Here is a 16,468-nt window from a genome sequence, read left to right on the forward strand (position 1 = left end):
ATGGTATAATAGTCAAAAACACAGTTTTGGTTGGAGGAGATTCGAAATGATAATAAAACGTCCTAAAAATCTAAAGGGCCGAGTGCTCGTGTTCTCCAAAGGCAAACGGGGGATGAGGCATGGCACATGGAGTAAGCGTGATTCTCAGAGTGGTCGGTTCATTCCGGTTGTAACGCAAGGCGTAGAAGTTTTTGTCGGTCCATCCGTTGAAGGGAACGATGTGGAATATGTTTTAATCGCTAGCGGTAAGGTTTCCCAGCGGAAACCATCGTTCGTTCGATAACAACATGACGCAAGGCTCCGGCCCTGCGTCGTTTTTATTTTAGGCTATGTTAAAAGGTCGGAATTATACGGTTCCGCGTGATGTGTTGGAGCGAATGGGTATTCATCTAATAAAGCTTCCAACTATTCAACCGTCTAAGCTTCAATTGTCCACTCTTCAGCTAAAGCGTGTATCGGTAGGTAGGTTTCAGATCGAGCCCCTTAGTCGCGGATTGATTCGCGCGATTATGGTTGGCTACCTATAATCATCTAGGGTTGGCAGGTGATATTATGTTTGTCTGTGACTAAGGTATTATAGCGGACTTTACTTTTACATAATATAAAAACAGGCACAATAGAAACATTCTATTTGTGCCTGTTTTAGTTCAAAGACTTTTCAAATAGTAATAATAATCCCTTACACTAGGATAAAGTGACTCAACCTCAGCACTTTTTGACAACGCCCGTACTCATCTTCTTTTGCCGCAATTACGTGGACGGCTCCTAATTTATCGTAGACTTTTAAAGAAATCTAAATCAGAGGGAAGAGTATGAGGGCTAAGTGAGAAGCGGATAGTTTGTCTGATCTCTTCTGAAGTCATTCCAATCGCACTAAGTACATGGCTTGGTTTACTGGAGCTGCACGCAGAACCGGAAGATAAGGCTGCGTAAGGAGAAAGTTTTTTTAGAAGCAACTCATTATTGACACCTTTAAACTGAACACTTAAGATACCTGGGATCTTATCTGAATTATCATGATTGAAGTAAACTTTATCGCCAAGAGTGCTACTAAGAATATCAGACAAGTAAGATTCAAGATCCAGTAGTTTACGCTGATTATCTGTTAACTGTTTCATAGCAATCTCAGCCGCTTTTCCAAACCCGACAATGTTATGTACTGCTAGAGTTCCACTTCTGTAGTTATTTTCTTGACCGCCACCATGGAGTAGAGGAGTGATTTTCGTATAGATCTCATCCGATTGTTTGCGGATGATAGCAGCTCCAATTCCTTTAGGCCCGCAAAGTTTATGAGCCGACAATGACAGAAAACAAAGCCCAGGAATGTCTGTCATATTTACAGGAAGCTTTCCTATAACTTGAGTAGCATCAGAATGGAAAAACACACCAGCTTGTTTGCAAACTGTCGCTAATTCTTTAATTGGATTTAAAGAGCCAATCTCATTATTACCCCAAATCGCGCTAACTAACACTGGTTTGTTAATCTTAATAAGAGAATGTAACTGGTCCGCATTAATTCTGCCATAATTATCTACATCTAGATAATTTACTTTTACTTCTTTAGTCTGTAAATAATTGCATGTCTCAAGTACAGAGGGGTGCTCAACTTTTGTTGTGATAATTAAATTAGAGCTGGAAGAGTAATGGTCGATAATACCTTTAATTATAAAATTATTACTTTCTGTAGCTCCGCTTGTGAAAATGATTTCATCGGGATGGCAACCTATCAAGGCAGCCACTTGTTCTCGTGCCACAGAAACTGCCTTCTTAGCGTTTTCAGCTAATAAGTAATACTTACTAGACGGATTGCCATACTCCTCCTGCAAATAGGGGAGCATGGCTTCTAGGACAAGAGGGTCAATTTTTGTTGTTGCGCTATTATCTAAGTAGATCAATTGTGTCACCACCAAATTATTGGCTTAGTAGGGCTCTAAAGAAACCCTCACTATTTTTAGCCATTTTGTACTCACCGCTTAATAGACGGATTCCACGTTCTAAATGTGCATTGAATAATCCAGGAAAGTATTCTTCATCTGTGATTTCTCTTTTAAGGTGCTGTGCAATTAATGCGTGAAAAATGTAATCAAATTCACCAGTTACCGTATTCCGATTTAAGGCTAAACCATCAAGTGCCTCTTTTCCTGCCGGACTGACTGGTTCAGAATTTTTTAAAGATAATGCAACAGCATATCTAATTAAGATATTCGGTGTAATGTTGGTCGATGATTGGAGTTGCTTTAATGCTTCAGCAGTGTATTTTGATGTTTTTAAACTGAAATTCAATTAGGCCAACTCCAATTCTTGTAAGTTAAAGTACTTATCTTGATGAATTTCGATTTTACTTTCAATTGTATTGAATTCTAGTGTGTAACATTTTGAAATGGAAGGTTTTAAATCTTGGAACTGGTCAATAGTAATTTCGGAATCAGTTGAGAGAATGATAACTTGCTCGCCACAGTTAGGAATAAACTGCTTGATTAGCTCTCTTTTATGATCCTGGTCTAAACGGCCTAATAGGGTATCAAATACGAAAGGTAATCTCCATCCGGAGCATTTAAACATTGCCCAAATAACAGACAACATTAACATCTCTTTTTCACCAGCAGATAAGCGCTCTTTGACAATCACTTCATGACCTTTAAAAAGATTTAATTCGAACGTTTCATGATCAATATAAATCCTAGTAACATAATCCTTTTTTCTAAATAACTTATGAATCATTTTAATTGCTTCATTTTGGACTTGATCTAACTTTTTGCGGAGTTGCATATTTCTAAAACGGAGACTGACTTTGATTAATTTATCGGCCATAGAGAAGGAGTTCTCCGTTTTCCTTGAAGCCAATAATTTTTCGGCAATCTTCTCAATATCTATTTTTGCTTGTCTAATGGTTTCCATTAGAAGAGTTTCTTCTTCAACCTTCTGCTCAATAAGCATACGTTTTTGCTCGATCAATTGGGACGTATTCTCTATATCTTCAAGGATACTTTTAAATTCACTTGCCTTGTCATTGTCTTCTAATTGTTTTCTTTTTGTTTGAGCCACTTCAAGTAACTGACTATTTTCTGTATATAACGAATTATAATAATTTGTATCTACTTTATTAATTTTAGAGAGTAGCTCTCGGACTTCACTTTTTTGTGCAAATGAAGCTCGATGAATTAATACACTGTCTTTTGGCTTGATTACATCCAGAATATTTTCTAAGACAGTAGAAGAGAGGCTGTCTGAATAAGTACCAATGTTATTTTTTGCAGTACTCTCCAAAATATCCTTAATGATTTGAGAATTTAATTTGGATTGTACGTACTCAAAAGATTCATTGCCTTTCTCGGTTTCCATCTGGAGATCTGTTTCGAGAATTAAATCTCTAACCATATATAATGGCAGTAATGTTTGAACAAATTCTCTTATTTGATCTGTATTATGTTTGCGCTTATTCTCAATACTATTAACTTCGGTGACAAGTTTTTCTCTTTTGTCCTTTTGAAGTCCACCATGCTTCTCGAAGTCATTCTTAAGCTCAGCCAAAAGATCTTTTAGTTGATTGGACTCTGCGCTTAGTAGATCCATTTCAGTAAATAAGGAGGATAATTTTTTTTGTGCCACTTGCAATTGTTCTTCAAGTAATGCTTTCTGTTTTTCATCTTCAGAAGAGTCTTGTTTTTGAATCTGGTGAGTTTTGAATGTTTGTAAATCTCTTTCTAAGTTAGAAAATAGGTCAAGATTAAATAACACTTTTCCTGCTTCATTTAAATATTGTGGTATTTGACTCTCGGAAACAATTCGAGATATTTCTTCACCGTCAAAAAGGCAAAGCTCAAACAATCGTGGTGGAATTTCCTCGCGTAGTCGATTCTGATAATTGTCAATTTCCCGATCTGACAACTCTTTTCCATCCCTTTGTACATGAAATGATTCTTTAATTTTGTTGTTTTTAAGTGACCAGCTTCTATTCAGAACATATTCAGTCGGAACAAAGTTTTCAATTGCTGTGTAATAGAGAATCACCTGGTATGTGCTTTCGCCAGTTTCGACGGCCTTGCGGTTAAAAATTGTTCGTATACGGTTATAATAAGCTTCATTATCAGTCATAAATCCATATGCAAGGGAACCGAATAGAGCAATACGAAGAGATTCTAATAATGTGGTTTTACCTGCTCCATTTTTCCCGCCAAATAATACAACGTTTTGGCCATTTGTTGTATCTAGGTCAATTTCGTTTTGTGTTCCATAATAGGCACCGATATTTCTTAGTAAGACTTTTTTTAGTTTCATTTTAGAGACCTCTTTTATAGATGTAGAAAATCTTGGCGAAGCGCTTTTTCGAAATCTTGTAACAGTCCCCTGCGAACTTTAAAACCAGAGTAATCTTTTTCTACTGCAATAAGTTTTTTTAATACTGCAATGTTTACTTGTTCCTCATTACAGAGTCGTTCGAGGTCAGTTATTTGGTCTTCAGCGAAAGTAGGTCTGTCATTTAGATCCCAAACTAATTGCTCGCCGGTTTCTTCTTCGTATATTTTTGGAATCCGATCTTCCCAATCCAAATCATCTTCCCAAAATTGGCGAATTACTTTTAGTTCATCAAGCGAAATGAGTTCTACTGTAGGGTCATGAAGCTCTCGAACCTTGTTTTGTGTTTGTAGTAATTTTCGTAGAATTTCTTCACGTGCCTTTAATGTAAAAGGTCCAAGACCTAATTGTTTGAATTCACCGTCATGATCAATAATGATTAAATTTAACTCCTCAACGTTTGCCAAATCAATTTGGTGCTGATTTAAATAGTTACCGAGATCTTTGATTGGAACCTTAGTTGAAGTTTCGACATTTATACCTTCTAAATTGGTTGTTAGGTAAACTTGTCCGTTCATCCGATGCTTTTGACGAGCATTTCGATCGGCTCTAATATCTACTAAGAATTTTCTGAAATCATAAAGAGGTCTTAACCATTCAACACCGTTATTAATAAAACCGCTTAAAGCTTTATCTTCACTAACTACTGTACATGTCCAGCAACCAAATCTACTATTTCCACATGAACCAGCAGATTCTTTGATGTCTTTATCGACAACAAGAGGACATTCACTATTCGAATCTTGATAAAGCTTCAATAATTCGTTATTATCGTCTCCCCATGGAGATTCAACTTGAAGGAGGTATTCCCAGACATCATCCGTATCGAAACTGCGAATAGGAGCAAAAACAAATGCGTTGGTTAGTGTTGAATGTCTCATTAAGACTTTACCTTCAATAGTATGAGCTTGCATGACCCCAGCACGGGTACTACTTTCAGAATCCCGTACCCCCAGGACCATATTTACTTCCCCGAATTTTGATACTTTATCAAGTATGAACCTGTTAGCAGGTTCAATTTTTAGTCTGTCAGTACACCATCTAAATGTTTGCCGCGGCGTAGGATATCCTTTTCCAATAATAGAAGTCCAAAAAGTCGATTCAGGTGCGGGTTTTACTTTGTGTGCTTCAATAGGTAAGCCTAATTCAAGTGCTCGATCTTGAATTCGACCTAGCGTTTGAGAGATCTTATTAATAATTAAAGGTGTTTCAACTAAAGTATCTGAAGAGATTACATATACTTTTTTTGTAAGTTGTTCTGTACTTAATTCACTTAGTGCAGTAAAAATAATTTGTACAAGTGCGGTTGAATCTTTTCCTCCACTAAAACCAACGACCCAAGGACGTTCGTCGGAAAGATAAGTCTCTTTTACAAGAGCTTTAGAAACCTCAAATTTTGTATTTCCTGCAAATATATTAAGCACCAACTCTATTCCCCTCCATAAATCTTGTTTCCATTTGTAATTCATAATCAGTTAAAGAAAGACCGAGTTTTACTTTAATCAGATTTGCCGTAAGCTGAACCGTTTCATTAGTCTTGTTAATTCTTCCGGTTGGACCATAAGCGCGACCTAACCAATCACTCTTATTATCTCGACTCCAGTCAATGTTAGAGAGCTGTTTTAGATATGATTTCCACTGTGTTGGATACTTTGAGAATAAAGAATATCCTACTATGCCAACGGCTTCAAGAAAGACACCGTGTGCAGCTATGGAGGTAGCTCTTAATTCTCGAGGTGACATTTCTTTCTTTAATACAAGTCCCCACTCTAAAATTGAATCACAGAAAATTTCCCAAAACTCTTTAATGTATTGTTTTTCTTGATCTGAAATTAGTTCCCCCTTCTTTTTTCCAAGAAGGCGGCAATTCGTATTAAAGATATGATTAAGGGCAAATAGCTTAGGTGAATTTTTTGAAAGAGATACCTTTTCTTTATCTGTATATCGCTCAAGTAGTGGAACTTCAGTGATTAAATTTTTTGTTACAAGAGCTAATTGATCTCTGTGTTCATACAGAATACCAATGGATGATGTTGTGTTTACAGCATGACGATTTAAATCAGCAAACAGCTGCTGGGAACGAAGCAATCCGCGATCATGAAAAAATACTACCGAAATTGATTCATCACCAAGTTCAGGGGAAATTTTAAGAGCTTCTTCAATTGCTGCTCGACGATGTTGTCCATCATTGATTAGAAACTTGGAATCAAGTGAAATTGTTAATCTTCCAATATCTTTGAATTCCTCAGAGTAAGGGTGGAAAGACATCTCACCATCGACGGACGCGGTAAGAGAAGAGAATACGTAGTCTTTTGGATTTTCAAGTATGTAATTCGTGATCTCAGGTATTCGAGACTTATTCATCAATCGTTGTGCTCTGTGTTCAGCCGGTATCTCTTCTTCGTCAAATAAAAATATTTTTGGGATTAGCCGCAATGGACAAATGACAGTGTAAAAGTCTTTACTTGCTTGAACGCCTTTAATAGCCGGAAAGTTATAACTAAAATTCATATTCATTCACCTCTATTACGTACGTAATATTTTATATATTTATTGTATAAAAAAAAGTGGAATCTATCAACTATCAATTCCTTTAAGTTTGTCGAATTTAGCAAATCATTGGGAAGGAAGGTAGGTAATTGGGATCGAATTTATAGATATAAAGAATTATTTTATAGAAATACATCGAGGTGTTCAAGATGCCAAAAACAATCATATTATCTGAACCTTATATGCAAAGCTACGATAAATTTGATCGTCAGACAAGAAAAATAATTATGCAGAGCATCAAAATGTTTGCTAATGATGAAAAGGGTAACGGATTCCAAGTCCATGATCTAAGAAAAAGTACTAAAGATAAATCGTTTAGAAGCGCTCGAATTAATCAAGATTTACGGTTGATTTTCTCTCAGCAAGGGGAGCAAAATATTCTATTGTATGTGGATCGTCACGATGAAGCTTATAAATGGGCTGAGGGAAAGAGTCTAAATATGAGTTTATTTGGTGCAGTTTATGTGAATGATGAAAACCTAACAGTACAAGGATCAAACTCTAATTACCTAGACGACTTTAATGACGAACCTTCATTGTGTGAACAACAAGAAATTTCCGTGAAAAATCTAATTAAATTGGGTATTACACAGATTCACGCGGAATTAATCCACAAAATAAAAAATGAGGAAGAATTTATTCAGTATATTCATGTATTTCCTCAGGAAGTGCAAGAAGCATTGATTGATTTAATTACAGGTAGCAAGAACATAACAGAAGTAATAGCTGAACTTGAGGATCAGTCTCTAGAAAAATATCCTTCAATTGAGCAGGGCTTGCTACATAAGGACTCAAAAAGAAGATTTTTTATTGTGCAAAATTTAGATGAGCTAGAGGGGATTTTTGAACAGGATTTCGATCTATGGAGGTTGTTCTTACATCCGAAACAGGAGCAATTAGTAAAACAGAACTTTAATGGGCCGGCCTTAATTGAAGGTGGACCTGGGACTGGTAAGACAGTCGTTGCTATACATCGCGCGGCCTACTTATCCAAGCACATTTATCCAGCGTCCACTGGTCATAGGATATTGTTTTGTACGTTTAGTAGAAAGTTAGCTTCATATATAAAAGATAATTTAGATCAATTGATTCTTCAAAACAAATTGGATAATAATGTGGAGCTTAAAGGAGTGGATCAAGTTTTAGCAGCTTTGGTACACCAGTATGAGTTAACAGAGGCAGAAGTTTCGCCTAACGAAGTTAACGAATTGTTAATACAAACTTATAATGAATTACAGCCAGATTTCTCTTTGAATTTTTTCAAAGCTGAGTATGCTGACATTATTTTACGATACACCATTACGACCCTGGAGGAGTATTTACTTATTTCAAGACAAGGGATGGGAGCGGCGCTTAATCCTGCTCAACGAAGTAAAGCTTGGGTTTTTTTTGATGTATTCCTACAGCGTAAGATTGAGCGCAAAATAATAGATTTTGAAGATCGAGCTGCTCTTGTATGCAATGCTATCAAGAAAGGCATTATTCCACCTATGTATGATTCCATAATTATTGATGAAGCTCAGGATCTGTCACCAATAAAGATTAAAGCGCTTAGTTTATTGACTAAAAGCAATAGAAATAATCTATTCATACTTTCTGATCAGAATCAAAGAATATATACGATGGCCAACTGGCGGAAGGACACAAGGATAGATATTGTTGGAAGAACGTTTCATCTGAATGTAAATTATCGTACGACCAAACAAATACGTGAATATGCAGACAAACAATTCATAAAGACAACGATGAATCAGGAACATATTAAAGGATATAAAAGTTTGCTCAATGGTCCAGAGCCAGAGGTTAAACATTTTAATTCAAAAAAACTGCAATACAACTATATTATTCAACTACTGAAACAGTATATTAAAGATTTACAAATTCCTCCTCATGAAATTTGTATCATATCTCCGATTGACAGAAATGAATTTTCAGGCATTTTGCTCTATGAGGAAATCCCAAATACTGTTTTAGAAAATGACCTGTATCCACGTTCTGATAGTGGTGTGTGTATAACGTCCTTACATGGTTGCAAAGGTTTGGAGTTCAGGATCGTCATTTTAGCAAACTACACTGAGATTGGTTCAGATGTTAGAAAGTTAGATCCTGGGGACTGGTATACAGATATTAAAGTCAGTCAAACGGAATGCCTTAAATATGTAGCATCAACTCGCAGTAGGGAAGAACTAATCGTTACTTACTGTGATTAATTTAGGAGGGCACAATGGCATCGATCTACCCAGCGGATCCAGAATTCAGTAATTATGCGGAAGAGATGGTATATAAGTTATTTAAAGATCATCTGCCGCAAGAATATATCGTCTACTTTAATTATTATATAGATCATAAAGAATTTGACATTGCAATCTTAATACCGAATAAAGGAATATTGGTTATTGAGATTAAGGCTTGGAGAGCAGAACAAGTAATTGAAGTAAAAGACATCAACAATATGCTGTATCGCACGAAGAACGGTGCTGAGATTTGGGAGAAGTCACCGTATAAGCAAGCAACCGGATATTGTAAATCATTTATTAATAGAATCAAAAGTGAGTTGAACAAAGATATCCTGGTTCTACCTCTCGTTTGCTTTCCACACGTTAAATTAGCTGAGTATAAGAACTCAGGTTTAAACATACTTTCTCCAGTAGTAGAGCATACACTTTGTGAAGAAGATTTAGAGCCAAGTATGATTCGTGAGCGTCTGCTTAGTGTATTTACTAAATTCGAAAAAATGTCGATTGATCCTTTTGACTATACGCGAATGATCGAAATTCGTAAGTTTTTCGAACCCTGGGAACAGATCCGCAGTTCATTAACGAGCGTCGTTGATCAAACCGCAGTAACTCGAATAGGGACAAGAGAGCACTATTCGATTCTAGGCTATATGCCGTCCATGGTGCCGAATGATCTGTTAGACGAGAAGTTAGCTTACTATTATAGGCATTGGCAGCAGGGCTCTAAGATCATTTTAATCCTCGAATCAGAGGTCCACTTAAAGTATGTTAGGGAAAAAATCGAGGAGTTTCTGAATGAATCAGCTCTACAGAATAAATTTAGTTTTATCCACCGTAATGGGCAAGTTAAAGATTCGATTTTCAATATGTTTTTATACCTTACAAAGGAACCACTTGGAAGGGAAGTTTCCTTTGAGATTTTAGATGGAAAATACGAAGGATTTGAGCAGGATTTAATACGGGTTGACGGCAGTAGTCCGTTTAATCTAAATCAATTCAAAATCGAACATGCACCTATTGAAAGAAATATCAATATTAAGGCTGGAGCGGGCAGCGGAAAGACATTTTCTATGATTGCTCGCATTAGCTACTTAATCTATTCGCATCGACTTCGTGCCGACCAGCTAAGCGACGCTATTTATTTAATTACATTTACTAATGAGGCTGCTTCAAATATGAAGGAGAAGCTTCAAGAATACTTTCAAAACTATTTTCTCGTTACCAAAGATTACGAAGCCTTCCGCATGATTGAATCGGTAGAAGGAATGAATATTTCTACAATTCATTCTTTAGTAAAGCGAATCATTCAGAAGTTTTCCGCAGTCATCGGACTAGGAAGCAACCTTAAGATCGTCACAGGTAGATACGAGCGGGGTCAGAGTATCGCCCAGGCTTTGAACAAATACATTGATGAAGAGAATATTGACGCCTCTGATCTTCATTTGAGTATGTATAAGTTACAGCGGCGCATACGCACATTCCTAGAGAAGCTAGAGAGTAAAAATGTTGATATCATTAATGATTCATTGGACTTTGGTGTAAATGAAATGAATCCGCAACTTCATCGGTTGCTAACGAATGTTCTGGTTGAAACGGAAACGGCCATTCGTCAAGATCTGAATAACAGTGGGGTTATCAGATTAAGCGATTTAATGATCAAGTTGAAAGAAATTACTCACCACAATTCAGAATTGTTCCAAACTTATAAGAACCGTATCAAGTATTTGTTTGTTGATGAGTTTCAAGATACCGACGATGCCCAAATTGAACTTATGAATTTGATTCAAAGTAAGGTGGGTTTCAATTATTTTGTTGTAGGTGATGTTAAACAGTGTATTTACAGATTTCGTGGGGCTGAGGTTAAGGCATTCGACCAATTGGTTGGAGAACTCGGGGAACAATGGGGGCTAAGCTATACGCTTAACAAGAACTACCGTACGGATTCACAGCTATTGGAACGATTCGAGAAGTCCTTTGCTAGCTGGGGGAGGGGCCCGTCACCGAGATTGGCTTATATCAGAGAAGAAGATCATTTAACAAGTCATTTGAGGATAAATGCATCTTCAGAGCCTTTCTTCAGAGAAGTCGAACTTGTTGACGAAAAAGATAATGATGAATTTAAGGATGTCTTCTGCCGCGAACTAAGATCGTTATATGAGGTTATGCCTGAGAAAGGTACACTGGCAATACTTGTCCGGGAAAATAATGAGGCAGAGAAAATTCGGCAATTGGGAAGTGAATGTGATTTCTTCATAGAAACGGATGCTGGTGGTAATTTATTTCAGTTGGAATCTACATTAGATTTATATAAGCTGGTGATGGCATTACAAAATTCCCAAAGTCCGAAGCACTTATTTAATCTATATAGTACTTGCTATGTTAATAAGTATATTCCAAAAGCTATGTTGAATAGTTTTCATCAGGATAAAGAAAAGATTCTTCAGTTTTTTCGTGAAAATCCACCTATCGATGGCTGGGCCGAATATTTGATGCAATTGAAACGTGAACCTGTATTATTTGTTTTACGAAACATCCTCTTGCATACGATTCCTTGGGAATCTTACGGAAGTAAGTTTAAGCATCAACCAGAATCACGTTATTTGTTTGAGAGGTTTTATAAGAGAAATCTTGACCAGCTCTTTGAGGTCATCAGTCAGAGCTTTGACGGGGATTATTTAACACTTAATAAACTAGAACAATTTCTTCGTATCATGATTATAACGAAACAAGCCGAGGAAAACCGGGAGCAGCTCAACTTGCAGGCCGAGGGAAAAAAGAGAATCGTGTGTATGACTGTGCATAAGTCTAAAGGATTAGAGTTTGATACAGTGTTTATGCCTTTCACCAACAGGGATTTAATGAGCTCGAAGAAATCAGGTCCTGTTGAGGTCATCAACTTGTCTAAGGGTAAGATTGGCTATAAATTCAGGCTGGACACACCGATGGTTATTAACGAGTATAAGAAAGAAATTGACATGAAAAATAATTACTTTAAGGCTGAAGAAAATAAAGAGAAAATTGAGCAGGTTCATGAGGAGACACGAATCTTATATGTAGCAATGACAAGAGCGATCCGGAATTTTGTCTATATGACATATTCAAACAGCACGGCTGAGAAATCGTGGCAGAAGTTCATCAAAGAGGAGATCACATGAGAATTTATACTTACTCGAACCCATTTACTTTAACGACGGCCTCCTTTTGGAATGAAATTGCCGATTATCCACATCTATGTGTTTCTCAAACTCTTGTTCAAGGGCTGGAGGCAATCTATAATCGTGAAAGTTTTCAAGTGTTAACAACGATTGATACTTTCCTGAACCATTTTTATATTGAATGGTGCGATAGCCCGGAAAACGATATTAAGCAGTATATTGCGATTTCAGAAGAGCTTAGTAAGGTCGATGATCATAAACTGGCTTCTTCTTTTAAGTTCAATCAAAAGGAATTAATGGATGCTGTTAAATTTCTAATCATGCTTGGTGTAAATCCGAGTGATTTCGACCAATCGCAGTTGGCGGATGAGCAGATCGGGATGCTAGAAATGATCAAACGACTGCAACATACTCCCGAATGGGAGGTAGCTGGAGAGCTGAGCGGTAAGGGACATGCTGAGCTGCAAGTAACATGGATGAATCTATTAAACAAGGACTTGGAGCGAGCGGTTAAACGACAAGCCTCTGCCAAGACAAACCGAGAAAATCGGATGCAAAAGAATGCTGTAGACCATCTTAAGGCTCGTGTCGAAAAATTAACGCTGGAATATGATCAGCCCGTGAAGGCGGTTGTATTTCACGGTATTCATCGATTTACACCGTTGTACACGAAGCTTCTTGAGCATTTGCGATCCCTTGACATTGAAGTTATCTTCCTGATTAATTATGTGCCTAAATATGAGAGAATGTATGAAACCTGGAGAAACGTATATGACTGGACCAAGCTTACATTTCTCCCTGATACAAGCGAGACCTCTTATCATGAAAATGCTCTCGGAAAAGCAATGGGTGATCTACTTGAAGGAAAAGCTGCAGAAACCCAATTTGAGGGTGTAACGGCAACTAGGTTTGATAATTTAACTACCTTCGCCGATTATGTGAAAAAGGTGTTCTCTCAAGCTCGAGGTGAAGAAAATCCGGACATTGAAAACGAGGAGAGAAAACGAGATAACACGCTTGCCAAAATGAAAGAGCAATTCTATGCTCCAGACAATCAGAAAATTAATGAGCTCCTGCGATCTTATTTTCCTGAACAGTTTGGAGAGAAGCACTTTTTAAGCTATCCAATTGGGCAATTCATTCTAGCGCTATATAACATGTGGGACGATAAAGAACGAACGCTAAAAGTTAATGATTCCTTATTAAAGGAATGTCTTTCCATTAACTATTTTCAACGAGAAGGTCGGTCTAGCCCTGTTGAAATATATTCAAATATTCAGCTTTACACCAAAGATGTAACCTCAATTAACGAGTTTCTTAAGAGGCTGCATGGGCTAATCGATGAAGTACGCAGGTTGGAGACGAGCAATGAGCATTCGTGTCCAGAACTGCGCGGCTTTTCCTTTTATTACGTATCGAAAGTAGATTTGGAATACTTGATCGACGTAATGAATGACATTCAGAAAATTACAAGAGAATTATTTGATCATGAAAATGGTCGTTTAAATTACAAAGAACACTATAAAAAGCTTGTTGATATCATTTCCAGTAGGATGTTAAAAACATCTACCTTGACCGAAAAAGAGTCTGAGCTTTTAACAGATATTATAAACAAATTTGAGAATATTGACTCGTTAGAGGTAGAGGGAAGCATTGAAGACTTAAAGGAGACCATCCATTTCTACCTGAATCGAAGAAGTCATGAGGATTCGGCGCATTGGATTGTGCGTAATTTTGAACAACTTGATGGAGGCGTACTGCTAAGTCGAAAACCCGGTGTTACTAGCAAATCAGAATATCACCTGGCGATCCTCTCGGACAGTTCCATGAAGAAGAAGATGAATGATTTACTTCCTTGGCCTCTTAACGAGCAATTTTTTAAAGCGTATTTGCACAGTTCAATCCCGAACCTTCAAATCGTACTAAAGTCGATGAAGGAATACCCATCATTTCTTCGTTACTCATTATTTTATACTACTTATTATTTATCGAATAAAATAAATGTGAGTTATATAGAAAATAGTGAGGGCGAGAAGGAAACGCCGTATTTTCTTCTAAAATTACTTGAGATTGGGTATGATCAATTCGAAGAAAGTAGCCTGTATCGGTTTAATACGGGTAATCAAGGAGTGACATCGGTTTCTGATCTCAATCCGGATATAGTGAATGATATAATTCTATCGCCTTCTCAAGTAAAAACCTTTACGTTATGTTCCTATAGGTACTTTATGGATTATGTTCTTGAGCACGGGGGTTCGTTTCAGTCAGAATATCAATGTAAACTCTACTACCGAGCTATTTTGCTGCAGAAATCATGGAAGTTATTATCAGGGCAGCCTTACAACCTAGAGTTTATTAAGAAGACAGTTCAAGAAGTAAATAAAAATGAGCTGAGAGATTATTTTCCCTTCTGGAGAGATATTGATTTCGTCGATTTGGAGGCATGGGTCATCAAGGATATCAAGCAAGCAGACGGGTATGTCAGTCCATATGATGAAAATTATGTCCAAATCAGGCTCGACTTCTTATATGCGCAGGTTAATGATGAAGATAAACAGAATCTTATGAGCCCAGTACATCGTCTTCGTAACGAAAGGAAAAAGGAAGAAGTACGATCCTCGATAAACATGTACTATCAGCATCAATCTTTGTTCGAAGAGGAGAAGGTACACCCAAGTTTGTGTAACTTTTGCAAAAATAGAGAGATCTGCCTGCACCATTTTAAAGTGGCCGGAGAGGAGCACGAGGTTGAAGAGTGAACTACTAACGATTTCCATTTCTGAGATGTGGAAAGATAGTTTTAAGGTGATTGCTTACAACTTATTGGATTCAAAATTTTATGCTTTATTAATTCCTCCTGAAGACTTCATTCGACCAGACGGAACGGTGGCTTGGGATGTATTCGGAGTCTCTCACGTTGAAATTGTGAAAGAACGTGGGGAGTTTTATAAACCAACTTCTTTGGCTACAGTGAATAGTTATTATGATAAGCAGCAAATAATTGCTTTGTTATCTCGAATAAAACGGCCCTCTATCGATTTTATCAATCAAACGATGCCGTACGGTGTCATCGAGTTGCCCGAAATTGCATCGATTCAAATACCACATCTGCATGATACGAAATGTAAAATTGTGCTTAAGATCATGCATAAACAAATTAAGTTATTAAATAAAGATTTACGGTGGATTGAATATTGGAAGCACGCAATTAAGTCTTCTGCTGAAAGCATGGATCACAAGGCGCAGCGGTGGAAAGCATATGTTAACACAAAAGGTAGAAAACGCTTTGCCGTGGTCTATTATCATAAGACAAAAGATTATGAAGGCAAATGGATTTGCGGTTTCCATTGTTTATAGAGGAGAGATGACATGAGTGAGCAAACGATAACATCCATGCTAGCTGAGCAACTTCATAATGCAGAGAATAAAGAGGAATTTTGGAAGGGATATATTGAGTTCATCGAGAAGAATCTCGTGGTTTATTTTGACCAGCTGAAACAAAATGGCATCGACCGTGCTTTATTATCTGCGATACACCGCGGTGACCAGGAAGAGTCAACCAAGGAAAAGTTGAATCAAGTGAAGCAACTCATCTGTGCACTATCTCGATTAGATGGAATTTTCATGGTAAAGACGCGTGAAGAGAAAGAATTGGTATCTTCAGTGGAACGCTGGAAAACACGCGCTGAAGCCGTTGAGAAGCAAATGGAAGAGGAAAAAGCTCAGGTTTTACAGTTCAGAAGTGATGTGGAGAGAAAGCTTCAAGTACAACAAAGTCAAATAGAGAGGAAGTTAAGTGATAATCTCCGATTGGTTCGTCATACCGTTTCCGCGATCCCTGAGCTACTAGTGCAAGCTTCTCAGGAAAAGGAAATCCCGTTCGCTAAGCTATCTGCAACCGTAGGTGAGTCAATTGGACAAATCGTGGAGACGTTATCCAATAATAAATTATGGCCCGAAAGCGAAGAGAAGCCTGATCTTGCGGCGTTAATTGCGATTAGAAATATTGAAATAACTGTGCCTAAGAAGGTCCGTAAAGCAAAAAAAGAATTAGCTGAGAAAAAAAATAGCAATGGGCATTTAATAAAAGTTGTTCTTCTTAAAGATGAGGAAGCTTCAACGATAGAGGAACCGGAAAAAGTAACGCAATCAGAAGATATTCAGGGGTAA

General features: G+C 37.3%; 12 protein-coding genes. 7 read left to right on the plus strand and 5 right to left on the minus strand.

The window, feature by feature from the left end; translation table 11 throughout:
• Positions 1–46: 46 nt before the first annotated feature.
• Both MJB10_RS02980 and MJB10_RS02985 read left to right on the plus strand, forming a co-directional pair.
• Complete coding sequence (locus MJB10_RS02980; protein ID WP_314801623.1) at positions 47–283, plus strand: hypothetical protein; 237 nt, start codon at positions 47–49, stop codon at positions 281–283.
• Positions 284–329: 46 nt separating this feature from the next.
• Positions 330–527 (plus strand): hypothetical protein, encoded by a 198-nt coding sequence (locus MJB10_RS02985; RefSeq protein ID WP_314801624.1) that lies wholly within the window; start codon positions 330–332, stop codon positions 525–527.
• Positions 528–770: 243 nt separating this feature from the next.
• Here the strand turns inward: MJB10_RS02985 and MJB10_RS02990 are convergent, their stop codons facing one another.
• From MJB10_RS02990 to dndB, 5 genes are read right to left on the minus strand one after another with little or no spacing between them, the layout of a single operon-like run.
• On the minus strand, positions 771–1,904 hold the full coding sequence (locus tag MJB10_RS02990; RefSeq protein WP_314801627.1) for a cysteine desulfurase family protein: 1,134 nt from the start codon (positions 1,902–1,904) through the stop codon (positions 771–773).
• Between the two features lie 7 nt (positions 1,905–1,911).
• Positions 1,912–2,283: a DNA sulfur modification protein DndE gene (gene dndE, locus MJB10_RS02995; RefSeq protein WP_314801629.1), complete on the minus strand. Its 372-nt coding sequence runs from the start codon at positions 2,281–2,283 to the stop codon at positions 1,912–1,914.
• Positions 2,284–4,278 carry a DNA sulfur modification protein DndD gene (gene dndD, locus MJB10_RS03000; RefSeq protein ID WP_314801631.1) on the minus strand — a complete coding sequence of 665 codons (1,995 nt, stop codon included), beginning with the start codon at positions 4,276–4,278 and terminating at the stop codon, positions 2,284–2,286.
• Between the two features lie 14 nt (positions 4,279–4,292).
• Positions 4,293–5,825, minus strand: coding sequence for a DNA phosphorothioation system sulfurtransferase DndC (dndC, locus tag MJB10_RS03005; RefSeq protein ID WP_314801633.1), 1,533 nt, complete (start codon positions 5,823–5,825; stop codon positions 4,293–4,295).
• Positions 5,773–6,873: a DNA sulfur modification protein DndB gene (gene dndB / locus MJB10_RS03010; protein ID WP_314801635.1), complete on the minus strand. Its 1,101-nt coding sequence runs from the start codon at positions 6,871–6,873 to the stop codon at positions 5,773–5,775. Before dndB ends, dndC begins: the two co-directional genes overlap by 53 nt.
• Positions 6,874–7,055: 182 nt before the next feature.
• Between dndB and MJB10_RS03015 the strand changes: the two genes are divergently transcribed.
• Genes MJB10_RS03015 through MJB10_RS03035 form a run of 5 tightly spaced genes read left to right on the plus strand, consistent with a single transcriptional unit; the run spans position 7,056 to position 16,468 of the window.
• Entirely contained in the window at positions 7,056–9,116 is a 2,061-nt protein-coding gene (locus MJB10_RS03015; protein WP_314801638.1) for a UvrD-helicase domain-containing protein, read from the plus strand.
• Positions 9,117–9,130: 14 nt separating this feature from the next.
• Complete coding sequence (locus tag MJB10_RS03020; RefSeq protein ID WP_314801639.1) at positions 9,131–12,298, plus strand: UvrD-helicase domain-containing protein; 3,168 nt, start codon at positions 9,131–9,133, stop codon at positions 12,296–12,298.
• Positions 12,295–15,057: a hypothetical protein gene (locus MJB10_RS03025; RefSeq protein ID WP_314801641.1), complete on the plus strand. Its 2,763-nt coding sequence runs from the start codon at positions 12,295–12,297 to the stop codon at positions 15,055–15,057. The genes MJB10_RS03020 and MJB10_RS03025 overlap by 4 nt, the downstream gene beginning before the upstream one ends.
• On the plus strand, positions 15,047–15,655 hold the full coding sequence (locus MJB10_RS03030; protein WP_314801645.1) for a hypothetical protein: 609 nt from the start codon (positions 15,047–15,049) through the stop codon (positions 15,653–15,655). Before MJB10_RS03025 ends, MJB10_RS03030 begins: the two co-directional genes overlap by 11 nt.
• A gap of 12 nt (positions 15,656–15,667) precedes the next feature.
• Complete coding sequence (locus MJB10_RS03035; protein WP_314801647.1) at positions 15,668–16,468, plus strand: TroA family protein; 801 nt, start codon at positions 15,668–15,670, stop codon at positions 16,466–16,468.

Source organism: Paenibacillus sp. MBLB1832, assembly GCF_032271945.1.
Lineage (GTDB): Bacteria > Bacillota > Bacilli > Paenibacillales > NBRC-103111 > Paenibacillus_E > Paenibacillus_E roseopurpureus.